The 16974-nt window shown below is 60.5% G+C and carries 21 protein-coding genes and 2 pseudogenes; 17 read left to right on the plus strand and 6 right to left on the minus strand.

The features are described 5' to 3' along the window. Positions 1-246 precede the first annotated feature (246 nt). Together ABVK50_RS30045 and ABVK50_RS30050 are read right to left on the minus strand one after the other, a co-directional pair. On the minus strand, positions 247-1002 hold the full coding sequence (locus ABVK50_RS30045) for an SDR family oxidoreductase (protein ID WP_353646597.1): 756 nt from the start codon (positions 1000-1002) through the stop codon (positions 247-249). Next, positions 999-1220 (minus strand): hypothetical protein, encoded by a 222-nt coding sequence (locus ABVK50_RS30050; protein WP_353646598.1) that lies wholly within the window; start codon positions 1218-1220, stop codon positions 999-1001. Before ABVK50_RS30050 ends, ABVK50_RS30045 begins: the two co-directional genes overlap by 4 nt. 49 nt (positions 1221-1269) lie before the next feature. Between ABVK50_RS30050 and ABVK50_RS30055 the strand changes: the two genes are divergently transcribed. The 3 genes from ABVK50_RS30055 to ABVK50_RS30065 all read left to right on the plus strand — a co-directional run bounded on the left by ABVK50_RS30055 (position 1270) and on the right by ABVK50_RS30065 (position 3982). Beyond that, a complete protein-coding gene (locus tag ABVK50_RS30055; RefSeq protein ID WP_353646599.1) occupies positions 1270-2160 on the plus strand; it encodes an AraC family transcriptional regulator in 891 nt (296 codons plus the stop codon). A 210-nt stretch (positions 2161-2370) separates the two neighbouring features. Beyond that, complete coding sequence (locus tag ABVK50_RS30060; protein WP_353646600.1) at positions 2371-2862, plus strand: GNAT family N-acetyltransferase; 492 nt, start codon at positions 2371-2373, stop codon at positions 2860-2862. A gap of 171 nt (positions 2863-3033) precedes the next feature. Beyond that, positions 3034-3982, plus strand: a protein-coding gene (locus tag ABVK50_RS30065; protein WP_353646601.1) for an IS630 family transposase whose coding sequence is annotated in 2 segments (ribosomal slippage) — positions 3034-3369 and positions 3371-3982 — 948 coding nt in all. Because the reading frame shifts where the segments join, the coding sequence is not laid out codon by codon here. A 6-nt stretch (positions 3983-3988) separates the two neighbouring features. Here ABVK50_RS30065 and ABVK50_RS30070 read toward each other — a convergent pair. Continuing rightward, positions 3989-4246, minus strand: coding sequence for a hypothetical protein (locus tag ABVK50_RS30070; RefSeq protein ID WP_353647078.1), 258 nt, complete (start codon positions 4244-4246; stop codon positions 3989-3991). A gap of 138 nt (positions 4247-4384) precedes the next feature. Here ABVK50_RS30070 and ABVK50_RS30075 point away from each other — a divergent pair, with 138 nt between their 5' ends. The 6 genes from ABVK50_RS30075 to ABVK50_RS30100 all read left to right on the plus strand — a co-directional run bounded on the left by ABVK50_RS30075 (position 4385) and on the right by ABVK50_RS30100 (position 7334). Then, the gene (locus ABVK50_RS30075) at positions 4385-4612 is read left to right on the plus strand and encodes a hypothetical protein (protein WP_353646603.1); all 228 of its coding nucleotides are present in this window, start codon (positions 4385-4387) and stop codon (positions 4610-4612) included. Beyond that, positions 4609-4836, plus strand: coding sequence for a hypothetical protein (locus tag ABVK50_RS30080; protein WP_353646604.1), 228 nt, complete (start codon positions 4609-4611; stop codon positions 4834-4836). The genes ABVK50_RS30075 and ABVK50_RS30080 overlap by 4 nt, the downstream gene beginning before the upstream one ends. Positions 4837-4914: 78 nt before the next feature. Continuing rightward, entirely contained in the window at positions 4915-5442 is a 528-nt protein-coding gene (locus ABVK50_RS30085) for a ferritin-like domain-containing protein (RefSeq protein WP_353646934.1), read from the plus strand. Between the two features lie 64 nt (positions 5443-5506). Then, a complete protein-coding gene (locus tag ABVK50_RS30090) occupies positions 5507-5806 on the plus strand; it encodes a hypothetical protein (protein ID WP_353646605.1) in 300 nt (99 codons plus the stop codon). 448 nt (positions 5807-6254) lie between these two features. Continuing rightward, complete coding sequence (locus tag ABVK50_RS30095; protein WP_353646606.1) at positions 6255-6449, plus strand: hypothetical protein; 195 nt, start codon at positions 6255-6257, stop codon at positions 6447-6449. Between the two features lie 147 nt (positions 6450-6596). Further along, entirely contained in the window at positions 6597-7334 is a 738-nt protein-coding gene (locus tag ABVK50_RS30100; RefSeq protein ID WP_353646607.1) for a Crp/Fnr family transcriptional regulator, read from the plus strand. A gap of 393 nt (positions 7335-7727) precedes the next feature. Here ABVK50_RS30100 and ABVK50_RS30105 read toward each other — a convergent pair whose 3' ends face one another. From ABVK50_RS30105 to ABVK50_RS30115, 3 genes are read right to left on the minus strand one after another with little or no spacing between them, the layout of a single operon-like run. Beyond that, on the minus strand, positions 7728-8225 hold the full coding sequence (locus ABVK50_RS30105) for an Hsp20/alpha crystallin family protein (RefSeq protein WP_353646608.1): 498 nt from the start codon (positions 8223-8225) through the stop codon (positions 7728-7730). A 25-nt stretch (positions 8226-8250) separates the two neighbouring features. After that, a complete protein-coding gene (locus ABVK50_RS30110; RefSeq protein ID WP_353646609.1) occupies positions 8251-8655 on the minus strand; it encodes an Hsp20/alpha crystallin family protein in 405 nt (134 codons plus the stop codon). A gap of 12 nt (positions 8656-8667) precedes the next feature. Continuing rightward, complete coding sequence (locus ABVK50_RS30115; RefSeq protein ID WP_353646610.1) at positions 8668-9267, minus strand: Hsp20/alpha crystallin family protein; 600 nt, start codon at positions 9265-9267, stop codon at positions 8668-8670. Positions 9268-9659: 392 nt separating this feature from the next. Between ABVK50_RS30115 and ABVK50_RS30120 the strand changes: the two genes are divergently transcribed. The 8 genes and pseudogenes from ABVK50_RS30120 to ABVK50_RS30155 all read left to right on the plus strand — a co-directional run bounded on the left by ABVK50_RS30120 (position 9660) and on the right by ABVK50_RS30155 (position 16938). Continuing rightward, a complete protein-coding gene (locus ABVK50_RS30120; protein ID WP_353646611.1) occupies positions 9660-10277 on the plus strand; it encodes a TetR/AcrR family transcriptional regulator in 618 nt (205 codons plus the stop codon). 25 nt (positions 10278-10302) lie between these two features. Further along, complete coding sequence (locus ABVK50_RS30125; RefSeq protein ID WP_353646612.1) at positions 10303-10683, plus strand: VOC family protein; 381 nt, start codon at positions 10303-10305, stop codon at positions 10681-10683. A gap of 421 nt (positions 10684-11104) precedes the next feature. Then, positions 11105-11584 (plus strand): SRPBCC family protein, encoded by a 480-nt coding sequence (locus tag ABVK50_RS30130; RefSeq protein ID WP_353646613.1) that lies wholly within the window; start codon positions 11105-11107, stop codon positions 11582-11584. Positions 11585-12081: 497 nt separating this feature from the next. Continuing rightward, positions 12082-12594 carry a helix-turn-helix domain-containing protein gene (locus tag ABVK50_RS30135; protein WP_353646614.1) on the plus strand — a complete coding sequence of 171 codons (513 nt, stop codon included), beginning with the start codon at positions 12082-12084 and terminating at the stop codon, positions 12592-12594. A 145-nt stretch (positions 12595-12739) separates the two neighbouring features. Next, the gene (locus tag ABVK50_RS30140; RefSeq protein ID WP_353646935.1) at positions 12740-13294 is read left to right on the plus strand and encodes a transposase; all 555 of its coding nucleotides are present in this window, start codon (positions 12740-12742) and stop codon (positions 13292-13294) included. Positions 13295-14502: 1208 nt separating this feature from the next. Further along, positions 14503-15164 (plus strand): annotated as a pseudogene (locus tag ABVK50_RS30145) (ABC transporter ATP-binding protein). After that, positions 15161-16538: pseudogene (locus ABVK50_RS30150) on the plus strand (FtsX-like permease family protein); the annotation flags it as partial. The pseudogenes ABVK50_RS30145 and ABVK50_RS30150, both read left to right, overlap by 4 nt. 34 nt (positions 16539-16572) lie before the next feature. Further along, a complete protein-coding gene (locus ABVK50_RS30155) occupies positions 16573-16938 on the plus strand; it encodes a lipocalin family protein (protein WP_353646615.1) in 366 nt (121 codons plus the stop codon). Positions 16939-16974 lie beyond the last annotated feature (36 nt).

Consider the following 16974-nt stretch of genomic DNA (forward strand, 5'->3'; position numbering starts at 1 on the left):
ATGCCTCAACCGCAAGCAAGAAACGCATAGCGCAGACGGCAAAGATCCGGGGAGTTATCAGGCATGTCATCGCCGCTGAAGATCACATCATAGGTCACCCGCGGCCTGAAAGATAAGGCGATTGTGCAGCGATGGTCGGCCGACACAAGTGCGGCCGATCATCTTACGGCCCTGATCGGGACGATGAGGGCGGGCAATGCAACTCACCCGGTTCGCGGGCATGATCGGTGCGATCATCACACCCTATCAGATCACCTGACCGCCGGACACTTCGATCCGCTGAGCGTTGATCCAGCGGTTGTTCTCAGTCAGCAGGCCCGCGATCATCGGCCCGATGTCGTCCGGCACACCGACGCGGCCCAGCGCGGTCATGTCCGCGAAGGTCTTGTTGAGGTCCGGAGTGTCGCGGACCGCGCCGCCAAGGAAGTCGGTCTCGATCGCGCCCGGCGCCACTGTGTTGACGGCAATGCCGCGGCTGCCAAGTTCCTTCGCCATGTAAACGCTGAGCACCTCGACCGCACCCTTCACGGCAGAATAGACCGAGAAGCCCGGGAAGGAGATGCGGGTCAGGCCGGAGGACATGTTTACGATCCGGCCGCCGTCCGCGATCAGAGGCAGCAGAGCCTGGGTCAGGAAGAACACGCCCTTGAAGTGGACGTCCACCAGCTTGTCGAACTGTGCTTCAGTCGTCTCCGCGATGGAAGCCATATCGCCATGACCGGCATTGTTGACGAGGCAATCGAAAGTGTAGCGCTGCCAATTCTGGCGCAGCGCCTGCCGCAGGCGCTCTGCGAATGCAGCAAACTCGGATACGTCGCCGACATCGAGTCGGAAAGCCATCGCCTCGCGACCGACTGCCTTGATCTCGGCAACGACGGCCTGTGCATCTTCCTCACGGCTCTGATAGGTAATGATCACGTCGCTGCCTTCGCGCGCGATGCTGAGTGCGGTATTCCGGCCGAGCCCGCGGCTGGCACCGGTGACAAGGGCAATCTTGGTCATTGGTTCAACTCCTCTTGCTGTGACGGCTCCAATATCGAGCAAGAACTGGCCGTTGTTGCCGGAACCACGATGATCTTTGCCTGTTCCTCCGAAGTGAGCTTGCCCAGCAGTCCAGGACCAATATGATCGATCATCGGCTCGCAGAAGAAGAACGCGGTTGACGATCTCGCAGAAGGCGTCGGGCAGCTCTTGCCCGAACGGTCCGATTCTTTGCCCATTCCTACAACGCGGGTTTACCCATCGTGGGGGAGCAATTAGAATTGCACCATGACCGATGCGCTCCTGACTGCCGTTCGCCGCTATGCCGAAGCCAATGATGGTCCGGCCGGCGTCGCCCGGACTCCGATTCCTGGCCCGACGACCATTCGCGCGACCGCGCCCACCGGTCTGGACTACGCAATCTCGCGGCCGCTTGTCTGTCTCGTGCTGCAGGGAACCAAGCACGTCGCGATGGGAAGCCAGGCCTTTACGTTCAGCGCCGGCGATTCGCTGCTGATCACGGCCGACGTGCCAACAGTGAGCCAGATTACGCGGGCCAGCGTCGCCGCGCCCTATTTCGCGCTTGCCCTGGATCTGGATCCAGCAGTGATCGCCGATCTCGCGGTGGAGATGAAGGCCGTGCTAGTCGGCGACAACGCGCCGGTGCGCGTTGCGCCGACCGATGCCGAGGTTGCTGACGCAGCCCTGCGGCTGATGCGTCTGATCGAGCGTCCGTCAGCCGTGCCGGTGCTGCGTCCGCAACTGATGCGCGAGATGCATTACTGGCTTCTTGTCGGACGCCACGGACCGGCGATCCGGCGGCTCGGCCTGCCAGACAGCCAGCTGCAGCGGGTGGCTCGAGCCGTCGCGGTGCTTCGAACCGAGTTCGAGCAGCCGCTGCGGGTGGAACATCTTGCGTCTGTTGCGGGGATGAGCCAGTCGTCATTCCACCAGCACTTCCGCGCTGTGACATCTCTCTCGCCCTTGCAGTTCCAGAAACAGTTGCGCCTGATCGAGGCTAGGCGACTGATGCTGTCGCAGAGGGCGAGCTCGAGCAGCGCGGCGTTTGCGGTCGGGTACGAGAGCGTCTCCCAGTTCACCCGGGAATATGGTCGCATGTTCGGCTTACCGCCCGCTCGGGACATGAAGGCTACGTTGAGCAAAGCACAAGCAGCTTAGATGCAAACAAAACACTAGCAAGCTTAGGACCGTGAAGTTCGCCTATATGTAGGCACCGAGAAATGCTGCGTCGGACATTCCTTGGTCGTGAAGCGGGAAGCCTCTTTTTAAGGTGCCAAACACAAAGACTTTTTGAACCACGCATCAGGAACGTCAGCCGAAGTCGAAAGTTCATACTGTTTTCGCCAGTGTTCCGGGGAAAATCCGAAAATGGCCACGACGCAAGAGTTCAGGATCATTCTGTCGATAGATGAAACCGCGAAGGCTGAAGCTGCTGCGGCGCTCTATCACTACGACGTGGCAGTAATTGGAACGGATGATCGTGCTCGCATCGGAGCCAAGTTATGCGATGCCTCAGGCGCAGCATTGGGCGGCCTTTGGGGACGGACCGAGCTCGGGCTTCTCTTCCTCGACATGTTTTTCCTGCCCGCGCGTTTGCGCGGCCAATCCTATAGCACTCAGCTGCTCATAGCTGTTGAGCAAGAAGCAAGGAGACGTGGCTGCAAGCAAGCAGTCGTGGAGACGAGCAGTTTCCAGGCGCCTGAGTTCTACATTCGGCAGGGCTATGCGGAATTCGGCCGAGTTCCGCTCGGGATTGAGTGGCAGGCACGCGTCCTTCTTCGGAAAGAAAGATCTATGATGAGCCGTATGCCGGGAGCACCTGTTCAGCGCAACGCGACCCGCTCTACATGCGCCACATAGTGGTTCGCTCCGATCATTACCCCCTAGGGCGTCGCTGTATTCAAAAGCTGCGAAATCGCCGTCGTAATCTGCACCCCCTAGAGCGGTTCAGCGTTTGACGGAATCGACGGGGATTCCAGTTTGGCCGATTTTGTGATTCAAGGTGCTGGCTGGAGAGGAGGCCAGCATCTGATGACACGACCTCTTTCGAATGATCTTCGTGAGCGTGTTGTGGGTGCGATCGAGGCAGGGGAGAGCTGCCGGTCTGTCGCGGCTCGTTTCGGCATTGCCGTGTCCTCGGCGGTGAAGTGGTCTCAGCGCTATCGTTCGAGTGGATCTGTCGCGCCCGGCAAGATGGGCGGCCACCGCAAGCGTGTTCTGGAGCCGCACCGAGCGTTCATCGTGGAGCGGATCAATCAGACGCCGCATCTGTCGCTGCACCGGCTGAAGGAAGAGTTGGCGGCGCGGGGGGTTAAGGTGTCGCACGACACGGTGTGGCAGTTCCTGCGCCGTGAGGGGCTGCGGTTCAAAAAAAACGCTGTTCGCCCTTGAGCAGGCCTGCGCCGACATTGCCCGCCGCCGGCAACGCTGGCGATCCTTTCAGGCCGGCCTCGACCCGAAGCGACTGGTCTTCATCGACGAGACCTGGATCAAGACCAACATGGCGCCGCTGCGCGGCTGGGGCACGAAGGGCAAGCGCCTGCGCGGCTTCGCACCGCATGGCCACTGGCGCACGCTGACCTTCCTCGGCGCGCTGCGCTGCGACCGACTGACGGCGCCTTGCGTCTTCGACGGGCCGATCAACGGCCAGTGCTTCCGCGCCTATGTCGAGCAGCAGCTCGTGCCGGTGCTTGAGCCCGGCGACATCGTCGTCATGGACAATCTCGGCTCCCACAAGTCGGCCGCTGTCCGGCAGATGATCCGCGCCGCCGGCGCCAGGCTCTGGTACCTGCCGCCCTACTCGCCCGACCTTAATCCGATCGAGCAGGCCTTCGCCAAGATCAAGCACTGGATGCGCGCCGCGCAGAAGCGAACCATCGAGGACACCTGGCGACACATTGGCCACCTCGTCACAACCATCGAACCCGCCGAATGCACCAACTACTTCGCAAATGCAGGGTACGCTTCCGTCAAAACCTGAAATGCTCTAGGGCGTCGCTGTATTCAAAAGCTGCGAAATCGCCGTCGTAATCTGCGCCGTCGCGTAAGGCTTTTGGATCAGAATGCTGTCGGGAACGCCCATTGCAGCCCACCGATCAGCGCTCTCAGCGGTCGTGTAGATTATTGGCATTTTAGGATCCTGCTCTCGCGCACGCCTGGCGATATCCCATCCCGTCAATTCGGGCGAACCAAGAGTCACGTCCGTTACCAGGCCTCGAATGGCTGTCCCCTGCTCGTCGAGCATGGCGACAGCATCGGCGACGTTCGTAGTATCGGCCACCGTCGGGCCCAGCCGTTCGTATCCTGATCATTTCCCAGCATCCTTTTGCATAGCATCGCGTTCTGTCGATTGACCGCCAAGGAGCTCGCTTGGAGGCTCAAAATGAGCAAACGCGCCGAAGACTTCATGGACAAATGGCTCGATGCCAAAGTTACCGACCGGCACCTCAAGGCGCCGGAAAAGTCGGCACGGATTCTCGCAAAAAAATGTGCGACCGATGCCAAGAAAGCCGGCGTTCCGCTCGAGGAACTTGAAGAGGCGGTGGTCGATCTAGAGCAAGCGATCACCGACGAGCTGACGGTTGCGGTGCCGAAAGGGAGTACGGCATGAGCTTCAAAGGGCTGGCCTTCATTCGCAAATGGGCGAAAGAGCATATCTACAAACCGCGCGTCCTCGGCGCGCCGCAGAGGTCGGCGCCTGACTTGGCCAAGGCGTTTCGCAAAGACGCTAGGTCGGCGCAGCTTAAGCTTGAAGAGGTTGAGGAGGAAGTCGGGCCGCTGGAGAAGGGCATCGCGAAGTTGATGGACGGTCGACCGCTCGATACTCCGAAATGATGGGAACAAGTATTGGAGCGGCGGGTTATCAGTGGCCTCCGACATAGCGAGGCTTTTTCCAATCCGGAGACGACCACAATGGCAACCACGAAGAAGGCCTCAAAAACGGATCAGAAGGGTCTTCAAGACCTATTCCTCGACGGCTTGAAGGACCTGTATTACGCCGAGAAGAAGATATTGAGGGCCCTGCCGAAAATGGCGAAGGGAGCAGAGTCCGAAGAGGTGACGGCGGCATTCGAGAAACATCGCGCCGAAACCGAAGGACAGGTCGAACGTCTCGACCAGGTGTTCGAAATCTTCGGCAAGTCCGCTCGGGGCAAGACCTGCCCGGCCATTGACGGCATCCTCGAAGAAGGCTCGGATATCCTCGAAGAGTATAAGGGTGCCCCGGCCCTGGACGCGGGCCTAGTGGCAGCGGCCCAGGCGGTCGAGCATTACGAGATCGCCCGCTACGGCACCCTCATCGCGTGGGCGGAACAGCTTGGAAAACCCGAAGCGGTGGAACTCCTGAAAGCCACGCTCGAGGAAGAGACGAAAACAGACGAAGCACTCTCCGCCCTTGGCGAGGGCGGTGTGAACGAACGCGCATTGGAACACGCCGCATAACCGCTTTGGGCGGAAGGGGTTGGCCCCCGGCAGGTCATTGCCGGGGGCCGCTTCCTGCACGTCAATGAACTCCCCCAATTTGCCCCTATTTCGCTCGCGGCCATGGCAACGAGCGCTGACGATCAGCGTCAACGTCTCGGCTGCTCAACTCCGTGGCGCGAACCTGCCGGAGTCGGTCAAGGAGGTATTGAAAGAAACCGGTCTCGATCCATTCGAACTGGAAATTACCGAAGCTCTTATCAAAGATTTGGGCCTGCGCTCGCGCGTCTGCGCAAAGCTTATGGGCCTCGGCGCCCGAGATCGCGACGGACGATTTTGGCACGGGCTATTCCTCACTGTCCAACCTGCGAGCCTTCCCGTGTGATAAGATCAAGGTCCCTTGTCCGTACTGTTGATACAGGCGAATTGCCTGCCGCTCGCCTGCCGTCAAACTTCCCGCTTTCCGCACCGCCCGCATCAACGGGTTCTTCTATGACCGCTCCGCATCCCGCACCGGACGGCGAAGCCGTGGCCGATATGGAAGTGGCCGCGGACGTGGCAATCGCATTATGCGGCGGTAACGCGCGGGGAGCGGTCAAGGGCCGCTTGTGGCAAACGGCGTTGTGGAGCGCGAATTGGAGCTGACCCGAATAGCGGTCTCATATGGCTATTCCCGCGGCTGGCATTGCCGCTGATCTCTTTGCTGCCTAAGCCGCAAGTGTGTGGGTATGAAAAAAGACGGAACACATGAAGTTGGCGGCGGTTCAGGCCGCATGACCCGCTATTATTTCGACGTTCGGGACAATGGCCGCCTTTTCCCGGATGATCAGGGCATGGAACTGGAAAGCCTCGATGACGCTGTCGCCGAGGCAGAGACGGTTGTTGCCGAGATGGCGAAGGATGTTCTTCCCGGGTCGTTGCGTCGCGATTTGGTTGTGGAGGTCAGGGAAGAACAAAGCCCGCCGCTGGTAGAGGCCGTTCTCGCGTTCAAGGTGAAGGTCACCGCAGATCGGCAAAAGACGAAATGACATTGCACCTCGTCGACTACGGGTGACGTTGGGCCGTTTGCTAAACTTTGTCCGGTAGCATACAATTCGAAATCGCTTGCACGTCGTCAAGGGCGCGGGCGCCAAGAGTGGCAGGTGAGCTCTTGCCCCAAACACGGGGAGAGCCGAATGCCTGTTCCAAAAAATGATCCCTACAACAATCTGCTTCTGTGCAACATGAGCGGGCGCGACCTAGCGTTGCTTGAACCACACATGGAACGTGTGGGTCTGAAGCTGAAGGACTGCCTCGAACGCCGAGGTTCGCTCGTTCGCTTCGTCCACTTCTTGGAACAAGGCGTAGCGTCGATCGTCGTAAAGATGGCAGGGCGCGGTAATGCCGAAGCAGGTTTGCTCGGGTTCGAAGGCATGGCCGGAACGTCGATGGTGTTGGGCGATGACACGTCCATTCATGACTGCGTCGTGCAATTGCCGGGAGAAGCCATACGAATCCCGGCAGAAGCCTTCCGGAACGCATTGAAACAAAGCCCCACGCTGCGCGAATTTTTGCTGCGGTATGTGGAAGCTCTTGGCGTCCAGACGGCCTATACAGCCATTGCGAATGCGCGCCTTACAATTGAGGAGCGCTTAGCCCGCTGGTTCCTGATGTGTCATGACCGGGTAGCCGGCGACTCTCTGCCGCTCACGCACGATTTTTTGGCGGTCATGCTGGGTGTTCGCCGGCCCGGCGTCACAGTGGGTATCCAAGTTCTGGAGGGCAAGCTATTGATCCGGGCAAACCGAGGCGAAATTGTAATCCGGGATCGCGACGGATTGATCGAACTGGCGGGCGAAACCTACAGCGAGCCCAAAGCGCAGTACGATCGGCTTCTAGGTCGCGACGGTGGGGCGTCCGTGGCTTCGGCCTAAGACACGGACGATTATCGCTCTAACGGCATGTGAACCCATGCAGTGGCGTTGCGGCCGATGTTCATCCGGCGAAGCTTTTGCAGGGCAAAGCGCGAGTGTCGCTTGGCAGTTAGTCGTGAGAATGTGGTCGTTTCGGTTAGGTCTGGCAGTTAATTGCGAGAATGGGTAGCTCAGATTCTCAATTTAACTGCAATTGCATCAGCCGGAAGGTCATGAATCCGTTGAATTTCATGCCCCGTCTTCGGAAAATTCGATGTCATTAGTTGCCGGCGCGGATTCTCAAATTAAATGCCAAGGGCCCGAGCAGCACTCGCGGTTCACACACAGCGCAAATCGAAGCAAAAATCCAAGATGCGGCGGACAGTGGTCCGCCGCATCTCAATATCGATGAATTCAGTTGGCTTTCACGTCAATCTTCTTGACGCGCGACAGGGCTTCTTGGCTCTTCGGGAGCGTCACGGTCAGGACGCCATTCTTGAATTCGGCGTTGGCCTTGTTGGTGTCGACACCTGACGGCAGCGGAATCGAGCGATAGAACGAGCCGTAAGACCGCTCCGACAGGTGATAACCTTTCTTGCTCTCCTCCCGCTCACTCTTCTTCTCGCCCTTGATGGTAAGAGCATTGTCCGTCAGCGAAACATCAACATCCTTCTGGTCGATTCCTGGAAGCTCGATCGATATCTCAAGGGTACTATCTGTTTCGACAATGTCGGTTGGTCCGCCGGCATCCCGGCGTCCGAATGCGCCGAACGGTTGATCGAACCGCCTCCAGAAATCCTCGAATACCTGATTCACGCCGCGCTGCAGGGAAGAGACGGCGTTGTCCTCGTCCCGCTTCGCGGTCTCGCTGCCTTTATCTTTGCCCCACGGAGTCAGATCTCTGATCTGCATCGTCAACCTCCTTATGATCCGTTGGCTAAGCCATCTTGAGTTGGATCTTGCGGGCCTTGGCCGGTGCGGCCTTCGGCAACACCAGACGCAGTACGCCGTTCTTCTGCGACGCCTCGATTCCATCGCGATCGATGTCTTCGGACAGCGCGAAAACACGCTCATAGTCGCCCGCGCTATATTCGGCGTAGACTTGGCGATAGTTCTGGTGCTGTTGATCAGCCGCGTAGCCACGGATCGCCAGCGTTCGCTTCTCGAGCGTGATGTCCACCCCATCCGGAGCGACGCCCGGCATATCGACGAGAAGGACGACGTTGTCCTGGGTCTCGAAAATATCGGTGCGCGGCACGAACACCGGGCGTGAGCGGGTCCGCTCGGCACCGTCAAGCGTGGTGGGCGACTGACGCTCGGTCGCCTTCAGTTCCTGAGCCATTTTTGCCTCCTCTCATCCCTTTATCTGTATTTTCTTCGGCCGATCTGCCTCCGGCCGGCGTAGTTCGACCTCAAGCAGTCCATTGGCGAAGCGCGCTTCGACCTGTTCTGGATCGACGCGGAACGGCAGTTGCACCGTGCGCGAGAAGCTTCCGTAGGCGCGCTCGCGTCGATGCCAGACGGATTTCTCATCCTCCGTCCGCGGTTCGCGTTCGCACTTCAATGTCAGCGTGTTCTCGCGCACCGTGAGATCGACTTCGTCGGGCGCGATGCCCGGCAGTTCGGCGGTAACCGCCACGCTGTCCTCGCCAACCCAAAGATTGACGGGGGGAAACTCCTGAGCAGCACCGGCCGTCAGCCCGGTCAGGCGCTGGTTCATTTCCTGTTGCATGCGCCGCATTTCCAGAAACGGGTCGAACCCGATGCGGCCGAAATCCGATAACAGCATGTGCATCCTCCTTCGATTCACGACCAGACACGATCTCGCCACGCGCAAAATACGCGTGCTGACCGGATGCAGAATCAATCGGAGGCAATTGGGGTGGCGATCAAGGCAGAAACCGAGGCGGTCGATCGCGCGAATTCGCAAGCACGAGAAGGAGGGTTCGGGCAAAACGCCGGAACACATCCTCCTTGCGAAGCGACATGAACCGAACTCGGTCCACCAAGTGATCGGACCGTCGTTCCCGTGCCAGGCCCCGATAGCGGCATCCGGCAGAAACGAGTTAGGTGAGGGCAAATCGCCTTTCAAGAGGCGCCGCTGATCTTTGAAGTACCATCAGCTTGACCGTTCCTAGTGGTGAGGATCTGACGCTTGGTACCCGACACAGACACCCGATTTGGGTGGGGGAATCCGTTCCCTTGAATGGTTGAGGCGCGCCGGACATGGCCTCGGCGATCCTGTGCGTTTGGCAAACAGATCGAGTGCCTGACAAGAAGACCATATGGGCGCTTGATCCGTACCCACTAGTCGGTATACTATATACCGACTAGTGGGTACGGAACATGCTGCGACAGCACGACTCCAGAACGAGATTCCTCGATGCGACGATTAAGGTGGTCCGGACCAAGGGCTATGCGGCAACGCGTATTGAAGACGTCTGTGCCGAGGCGGGGCTGACCAAGGGCAGTTTCTTTCACCACTTCAAGAGTAAGGAAGACCTCGCGCTTGCAGCCGTGGCGCATTGGAACGCGCGGGCGGCCGGCATCTTCGCCAAAGCGCCTTTCCGCGAGGAAGCCGACCCCCTCGCCCGGCTCATCGCCTATGTCGATTTTCGCAAGGCGCTACTGGCGGGAGATTTGCCCGATTTCACCTGTTTCGCCGGAACGATCATTCAGGAGGCGTATCGCACCCATGAGGCTCTCGGAGCGGCCTGCGCTGAAAGCCTCGAAGCGGGCGTAGGATCGATCGAGGCAGATATTCGCGCAGCGATGGACAAATACGGCGTACCGGCCGAGTGGACGCCGGAGAGCCTAGCATTGCATATGGAGGCAGTCGTCCAGGGGGGATTCATTCTTGCCAAGGCCAGAGGCGACGCGAAGGCCGCGGCCGAAAGCCTCGATCACCTGCGCCGCTATCTCAAGCTTCTGTTCGCCGACAGATCATACGGTTTCCCGAACTGAAGACCCGCAAAGGAAAGGATCGGATATGGGACAGCCAGTTGTTCACTTCGAGATCATAGGCAAGGAGCCGGAAAAGCTCCGGCGCTACTATACCGAGCTGTTCGGATGGACTTTCGATACCAGCAGTCCGGTATCGGAAGCAATTTCCAATCCCACGGACTACGGCTTCGTCCATAGCGATCAGAACGGCGACGGTATCGCCGGCGGCGTTGCCGGGGGCGATGGCTACGACAGCCATGTAACATTCTATGTTAGCGTCGATGATGTCGAAACCGCGCTTCGCAAAGCAGAGAGCCTTGGCGGAACACGACGTCTGGGGCCGGTCAGTTCGCCGAGCGGAGAGCTCGTGGTCGGCAAGTTCGAGGACCCGGAAGGCCATTTGATCGGCGTTGCCGGCACAAGATAGCGCCTGCAGGGAACTCGCGTGAGTGGGAGAGCGCGCTGAAGCAAGAGTTCGCTTCGGGTCCGAAACCGGTATTTCGGCCCGGTACCAAGCGTCAGAATTTCACCACTAGCTGCGACCTAGCCGCCCAATCCGCTGCTTTGTGGCAGGTAGGGGCAGGGCGAAAGATATCGTTCCTGATTTGCGTAAATGCAGTTCCGAAGCGCCACAGAGATATTGGCTTTCGCGCCCTTTGCCGACATCGGGAAATGGAACAACGTGCTATGGACACGTGCGATTTCGGCATTGATCGTCAGCTCTCCACTCTCGGGTAGCCCCCAATGAACCTTCCAGCGGTCGACGCGAGATTGCGCTGGACGATTGAAGTCACTGCAGAAGTTCGCGCGGGTCGCGAACCAGCGAACAACAACAAGAAGGAGACAGCATGAGCCCAAAGCCCACTGGCCGCGTTCGTGGCAACGACCTGATCCTCACGCGCACGTTCCGCGCACCCATCGATGACGTCTGGACGAGCGTGACGAAGTCCGAGAACACCGCGCTCTGGTTCGGCAGTTGGGACGGCGACGCCGGCCCGGGCAAGATCGTGCGGCTGCAACTGGTCCATGAGAAGGGCCAGCCGTGGACGAATGTGACGATCCAAGAATGCGAGGCGCCGCGCCGCCTTGTCGTCACGATGAAGGATGACTACGGCGAGTGGCGCATCGAGCTGACGTTGACGCAGACGGACGACACGACCGAGCTGCGCTTCGTGCAGCACCTGAGCGACCGGAAACTCGCTGGCGACGTAGGGCCGGGCTGGGAGTACTACCTCGACATGCTGGTCGCCGCGCGCGAGGGCAAGGCGCTGCCGTCGTTCGAAGACTACTACCCGGCGCAGAAGGCGTACTACCTGGATGGCGCATAGGCGTTATATCGAGAGCCTGCAAATCACGAAACGAGGCGATCCAATGTACACGGATCCTATCCGATGGGCTGACATCCGCCGTCGTGTCCTCGCGAAAGGTCAATCGATCAGGGAGGTTCCCCGATCCAAAGGCCTGAGCCGCAAGACTGTCAGGAAAATGGTGCGCCAGGAAGCACCGGGCCAATTCGTCCGCACCGAGCTGCCGACGTCGATCAGCGCGTACCGGAGCCTGATTGATACCATGCTAGTCGAAGATGAATCTCGGCTACAGCGCGATCGCAGAAGCGTTGCCTCCATTTTTCGGACCCTTCGGGACCATCATGGGTATGCCGGCGGCTATTCTGCTGTACGCCGTTACTGCCGCAGCGTCCAAGTTCCGCAGGTTGATCTGGATGTGCACGCGGCGGGTGGCCGGAACGCTATAGAAGCCTGACAATAGTGCGGACCGCGAGAACCTATCGGTTGTGCGCCCTCGTTCCACAAGAATCTTCGAAGATTTGCTGCGGCTTCATCAAGATCGTCAAGCTGAACGAAAGCGGGAGGTAGCAGAGTGGATCGAGCGCTTGAGAGGCGGCCACCTGCTACAGCCGATCCCGGGCGACCCGGAGGCGATCGCGCGACTTCTGGGCAACGTGCATATGCCGCAGAAGCGACAGCGTGACCGCGCCATCACGGCGCTCGCACATGAGCAAGGCTTCCCTAACAATCAGATCGCCGTTTGCCTCGGATTGGATCGGAGGACCTCCCGTCGGTATCTCCGGGCCTATCACCAGGGAGGCGTGGAGCAACTCCTCGCGCCGGAGACGCGAGGCGAGCGGAAGGCTGAGCAAGAGGACCTCAAGGATGCGGTTTTCCGCCTTTTGCATGAGCCGCCGATGGATCATGGGATTAACCGCACGTCCTGGATCATGCGTGATCTGAGGAAGGTGCTCGCCGACCAAGGATTCGCGGCATGCGCACAGATTGTGAGCCAGATCATCCGCAACGCGGGATGGAAATGGAAAAACTAGAGAACTGTCCTGACGTCGAAGGATCCTGCCTACCGTGAAAAACTGGACGTGGTTCAATCGATACTGCGTAGGCTCGCATCCAACGAGGCCTTTTTCTCCAATCGATGAGTTCGGCCCATTTTCTGTCAAGATGAAACCCGGTCGCATGCTTGACCCACCTGGCCGGCACCGGGTTGTGCCCCAGTGGCAGAAATCGAAAGGCTGCATGATCATGACGGCCGCATTGGAGCTGCAAAGCAACCAAGTCACTCACTTCTATAGCCTGCGGAAGAACACAACGGAGATGATCCGAATGCTGGATCTGCTGCTGGAGCGGTATGCCGATAGTCGGACGCTCTTCCTCTCGTGGGACGTTGCCTCCTGGCACGTCTCTAAGAAGCTCTTTCAGCGGATTGACGAGCACAACGCCTCTGCGGAAGCCGCCCGGCTCCCGCGCGTCGAAACCGCTCCTCTGCCGGCAGGCGCCCAGTTCTTGAACGTGATCGAATCGGTGTTCAGTGGTATGGCGCGAGCTGTCATTCACAACAGCGACTACGGTTCGCTCGACGAAACAAGAATTGCGATCGACACTTATTTCGCCGAACCCAACGTCCATTTCCAACGCCACCCTAAGCGCGCTGGTAAGCGAATATGGGGGAAGGAATTGGTGCCGCCCGCCTTCTCTGTCAGCAACAATTGTAAAGATCCACGATGGCGCTGATCCTTAGTCAGCGATTGGGGCCGAGAACGGACTGGCAGCTTACGAGATGCTGTTGTTGAGAAGCGGCCGTTCTGATGCGAACTAAAGCCAGTCCATAAGCATCGCCACTTGGTCAGAGGTCAGGGGGAGTCGTTGCTCGGCGGCATACGCGTCTCGGAAAATGCCGTACTTGAGTACTTGATGCCGATCTCGCCAACGATTTGATCGATGTCCGACTTTCCGTCCTCCTGTTGGGCTCGATTCACGATCGTAGCGATCGAAGACCGATAGTATTCGGCCAAGTTGAGTATTATCGACTCTAGGTAGCTCGGCGTCCGCCCGGCGTGCACAAGCTGGTTACGCGCCCTGTAAACCCGATGGATCTGCCAACGGACGCAGTCCGCATGGTCGCAAATTGTCCGGTTTGCCGACTTTACATCTTTATAGTCACTCTGGAGCTTCCAAACCCTGTGAAGTGCTAGAGGGTTGTCTTTTAGGATGCCGGTCAGGATCGTCCGGCGGTCGGCATGCTCGGGAAGGAACATGAGCTGTGAGAACGCCCGGTAGCCCTGCATTCCCCTGTAGTCTGGAGCATTGCCCGCAGCAGCCGGTTGAGTTTCGTTCGGTGTCCGATGAGGAGTTCTTCATAGACCGCATTAACCTGTCGGCGACCATGGCGGGACACAATACACGGTGCGATCAGGGATGCGTAATGAACGATTCTCGCTTCGTCCTTGAATTCGCTCAGAAGGACCTCCACGGTTGACCAGAGGGATATGAGCTGGTTCTCCGGACTGCCTGATGTCCGCGCCAGTGCGGCGGTCCTGATGGAGCTAAGCAGCCGCTCGGTTGAAGGTGCATGAATTCTCGCTGATGCTCCGCGCATAATTGCTGATCGTCTTGGTGCGCGCAGGCGGCTTTGCATTTGCCGTTCGCTTTCGTGCCGAGAGGAAGTCGCCCTTCATGATAGCTATACCCTGCTGGGCCCGCAGTCGGGTAACATGCATGGTGTGGCCCGAATTGCCGAATATCCGAGCGATCGGTCCTGTTGCGTCGAAAAGCCAGCTCGTGCGTTTGGCTCCACCGACAGCCTCTTGAAAGAGCACAGAAGCGCTCGTTGAAGCGCGATGCGTCGCCACCTTCATCATCGATGACATCAACGGACGCCTATCAGTACTCTTGGGCAGGGTTCAAATCGCCGGCTTCCCTTTTCGTTACAGAAGATAGCTATGCTGCATGCTGCTTTTGATCGAGACTTACTGAAGTCCTATCCTGGCCCGGAAGGCCCGGTACCCGTCCTGCGCGGCGTGACGTTCTCGCTGGACGCCGGCAAGACGCTGGCGCTGACCGGCGAAGCCGGCTCGGGCAAGAGCACGCTGCTACACCTCGTGGCAGGGCTGGACGCTGCCGACGGCGGGCGCGTACTGCTCGACGGGCAAGAGGCCACTAAGCTCGACGATAACGGCCGCGCGAGACTCAGGCGAAGCGCGGTGGGCATCGTCTTTCAGCAGTTCAACCTCATCCCTCTCTGGACGTTGCCGCCAACATCGCCTTCCAGGCGCGTCTCAACGGCAAGCCGGAACCGCAGGAGCTTTCACGGTTGGCCAGTGCGCTCGGTCTGGAGTCGCAGCTGCAGAAATATCCGGAGCAGCTATCCGGCGGCCAGCAGCAGCGCGTTGCGATCGCCCGCGCGCTTGCGGCGCGGCCAAAGCTGATCCTCGCGGACGAACCGACCGGCAACCTCGACGAGGCGACCGCGGACGAGGTGATGGAGCAATTCCTCGCGCTTGTGGCGGAGACCGGCGCGGCGCTCCTGATGGTCACGCACTCCCCGCGCCTTGCAGCACGTCTCGGGAGCCGGGCGCATCTCAGTCAGGGCCGCCTTGCATGACGGGCGCGGTCCTCTCGGCACTGGCCTCGCATTGGCGACGCAACCGGCTCCAATTGCTGACGCTGGTGCTCGGCCTCGCGCTGGCGACAGCCCTCTGGTCGGGTGTGCAGGCGATCAACGCCGAGGCGCGCGCCAGCTACGATGCGGCTGCCGCCACGCTGGCCGACGGCCAGTTCGACCAGCTTCTGCCTCGCGATGGTGGTTCCATTCCCCAGGAGCTTTTCGTCGCGCTGCGCCGCGCCGGCTGGCTGGTCAGCCCCGTCGTGGAGGGAAGGCTGCGCGTCGGCAGCACCGCCCTGAGGCTGGTCGGCGTCGATCCGCTGACCGCGCCGCCGGGCTCGGCTGCGAGCGCGGCGTTGGCGCGCACCGACCTCAACGGCTTCCTGCGCGCGCACACGCTGGTCGCCGGCCCGGAGATGGCGACACTTCTTGCGGCGAACCTGCCCAACCCGATTCTGGTCGACCAGGCGGTTGCACCAAGTACCGTACTCGCCGACATCGGCGTCGCCCAGACACTGCTCGGCAGGGCCGGGCTCATCAGTCGTCTGATCGTCCTGCCGGAGCAGCCCCTGCGACAACGGCCGCTGGCCGAGATCGCGCCGGACCTCCTGCTCCAGCGCGCGGATGGCGCGACCGATGTCGGCCGGCTCACCGATAGCTTCCATCTCAACCTCACGGCCTTCGGCTTCCTCAGCTTCGCGGTCGGCATCTTCATCGTCCACGGTGCGATCGGTCTTGCTTTCGAGCAGCGGCGCGGGATGGTCCGCACCCTGCGCGCTGGGCGTGCCGCTCCGCCACCTGATCGTGCTGATGGTGCTGGAGCTTGTCGTGCTGGCGACGCTTGCGGGCGCGCTCGGCACCGCGCTCGGCTATCTCATCGCAGCGCTCCTGCTGCCGGACGTGGCCGCGACGCTCAGGGGACTCTATGGCGCCGGCGTCGCAGGCACGCTGCAAATCCGTCCGGAATGGTGGCTTTCGGGAATAGCCATGGCGCTGGGCGGCGCACTACTCGCCTCCGCGGGCGCATTGTGGCGCTTGGCGCGGATGCCGGTCCTTGTGAGCGCCGGCGGGCGCGCCTGGGCGCTGGTCTCGGGACGGACGCGAAAGCTGCAGGCTGCAGCCGCGGTCGTGCTGCTCGCGGCAGCGGGGGTGCTGGCCATCACCGGAGTCGGGCTGGCCGCTGGTTTCGCGCTGCTCGCCTGCCTGCTGCTCGGCGCAGCACTTGCGCTGCCGTTTTGTCTCGCCACGATCCTGCGCCTCGGCGAGGGGCAGTCCGTCCGCGCCATGGCGCAATGGTTCTGGGCCGACACGCGCCAGCAGCTGGCCGGCCTCGGGTTGGCGCTTATGGCGCTGTTGCTCGCCATGGCCGCGAATCGTCGTCGCAGCCGCTAGCGGAGGACCAGGCCGGATGGGACTGGTTCTCGCTCTCCTTCGACACGGGGCAGAAGCTGATGGGCTTTCCGCCAGAGGTGAAGCCGCGGGCGGCGGCTTCACCTCTGCCACCTGGATCGGGGCGGACGGTGCCCCGGCACCCTACGGCGACGACAAGTTTGAGGCGACACCGCTCGAGACCAGCCGGGTGGAGGGGCGCGACGTTCCCACGCGCTGGCGCCTCGCCTTGTCCGACCGCGGCCTAGATATCACCGTCTCCGCGCTCAACACTCATGCGTGGATGGGGCTCAGCATTCCCTACGGGAAAGGTCCGGTGCGGGTGAACGGCACCCATCACGGCAAGGGCTATCTCGAGATGACGGGCTACCAGCGACGACCGTAACACTCGCAGAGGCGCCACATGCCCGTGACGACGATG

This window comes from Mesorhizobium sp. WSM2240, assembly GCF_040438645.1.
Taxonomy (GTDB): domain Bacteria; phylum Pseudomonadota; class Alphaproteobacteria; order Rhizobiales; family Rhizobiaceae; genus Allomesorhizobium.

Bases quoted from the DNA above. Each gene is read 5' to 3' on its own strand.
- ABVK50_RS30120 (WP_353646611.1), top strand. From the start codon at position 9,660: ATGCTGCGACAGCACGACTCCAGAACGAGATTCCTCGATGCGACGATT.
- ABVK50_RS30085 (WP_353646934.1), top strand. From the start codon at position 4,915: ATGGCAACCACGAAGAAGGCCTCAAAAACGGATCAGAAGGGTCTTCAA.
- ABVK50_RS30055 (WP_353646599.1), top strand. From the start codon at position 1,270: ATGACCGATGCGCTCCTGACTGCCGTTCGCCGCTATGCCGAAGCCAAT.
- ABVK50_RS30050 (WP_353646598.1), bottom strand. From the start codon at position 1,220: ATGGGCAAAGAATCGGACCGTTCGGGCAAGAGCTGCCCGACGCCTTCT.
- ABVK50_RS30070 (WP_353647078.1), bottom strand. From the start codon at position 4,246: ATGCTCGACGAGCAGGGGACAGCCATTCGAGGCCTGGTAACGGACGTG.
- ABVK50_RS30105 (WP_353646608.1), bottom strand. From the start codon at position 8,225: ATGCAGATCAGAGATCTGACTCCGTGGGGCAAAGATAAAGGCAGCGAG.
- ABVK50_RS30060 (WP_353646600.1), top strand. From the start codon at position 2,371: ATGGCCACGACGCAAGAGTTCAGGATCATTCTGTCGATAGATGAAACC.
- ABVK50_RS30075 (WP_353646603.1), top strand. From the start codon at position 4,385: ATGAGCAAACGCGCCGAAGACTTCATGGACAAATGGCTCGATGCCAAA.
- ABVK50_RS30125 (WP_353646612.1), top strand. From the start codon at position 10,303: ATGGGACAGCCAGTTGTTCACTTCGAGATCATAGGCAAGGAGCCGGAA.
- ABVK50_RS30045 (WP_353646597.1), bottom strand. From the start codon at position 1,002: ATGACCAAGATTGCCCTTGTCACCGGTGCCAGCCGCGGGCTCGGCCGG.
- ABVK50_RS30110 (WP_353646609.1), bottom strand. From the start codon at position 8,655: ATGGCTCAGGAACTGAAGGCGACCGAGCGTCAGTCGCCCACCACGCTT.
- ABVK50_RS30130 (WP_353646613.1), top strand. From the start codon at position 11,105: ATGAGCCCAAAGCCCACTGGCCGCGTTCGTGGCAACGACCTGATCCTC.
- ABVK50_RS30090 (WP_353646605.1), top strand. From the start codon at position 5,507: ATGAACTCCCCCAATTTGCCCCTATTTCGCTCGCGGCCATGGCAACGA.
- ABVK50_RS30140 (WP_353646935.1), top strand. From the start codon at position 12,740: ATGCTTGACCCACCTGGCCGGCACCGGGTTGTGCCCCAGTGGCAGAAA.
- ABVK50_RS30155 (WP_353646615.1), top strand. From the start codon at position 16,573: ATGGGACTGGTTCTCGCTCTCCTTCGACACGGGGCAGAAGCTGATGGG.
- ABVK50_RS30100 (WP_353646607.1), top strand. From the start codon at position 6,597: ATGCCTGTTCCAAAAAATGATCCCTACAACAATCTGCTTCTGTGCAAC.
- ABVK50_RS30080 (WP_353646604.1), top strand. From the start codon at position 4,609: ATGAGCTTCAAAGGGCTGGCCTTCATTCGCAAATGGGCGAAAGAGCAT.
- ABVK50_RS30095 (WP_353646606.1), top strand. From the start codon at position 6,255: ATGGAACTGGAAAGCCTCGATGACGCTGTCGCCGAGGCAGAGACGGTT.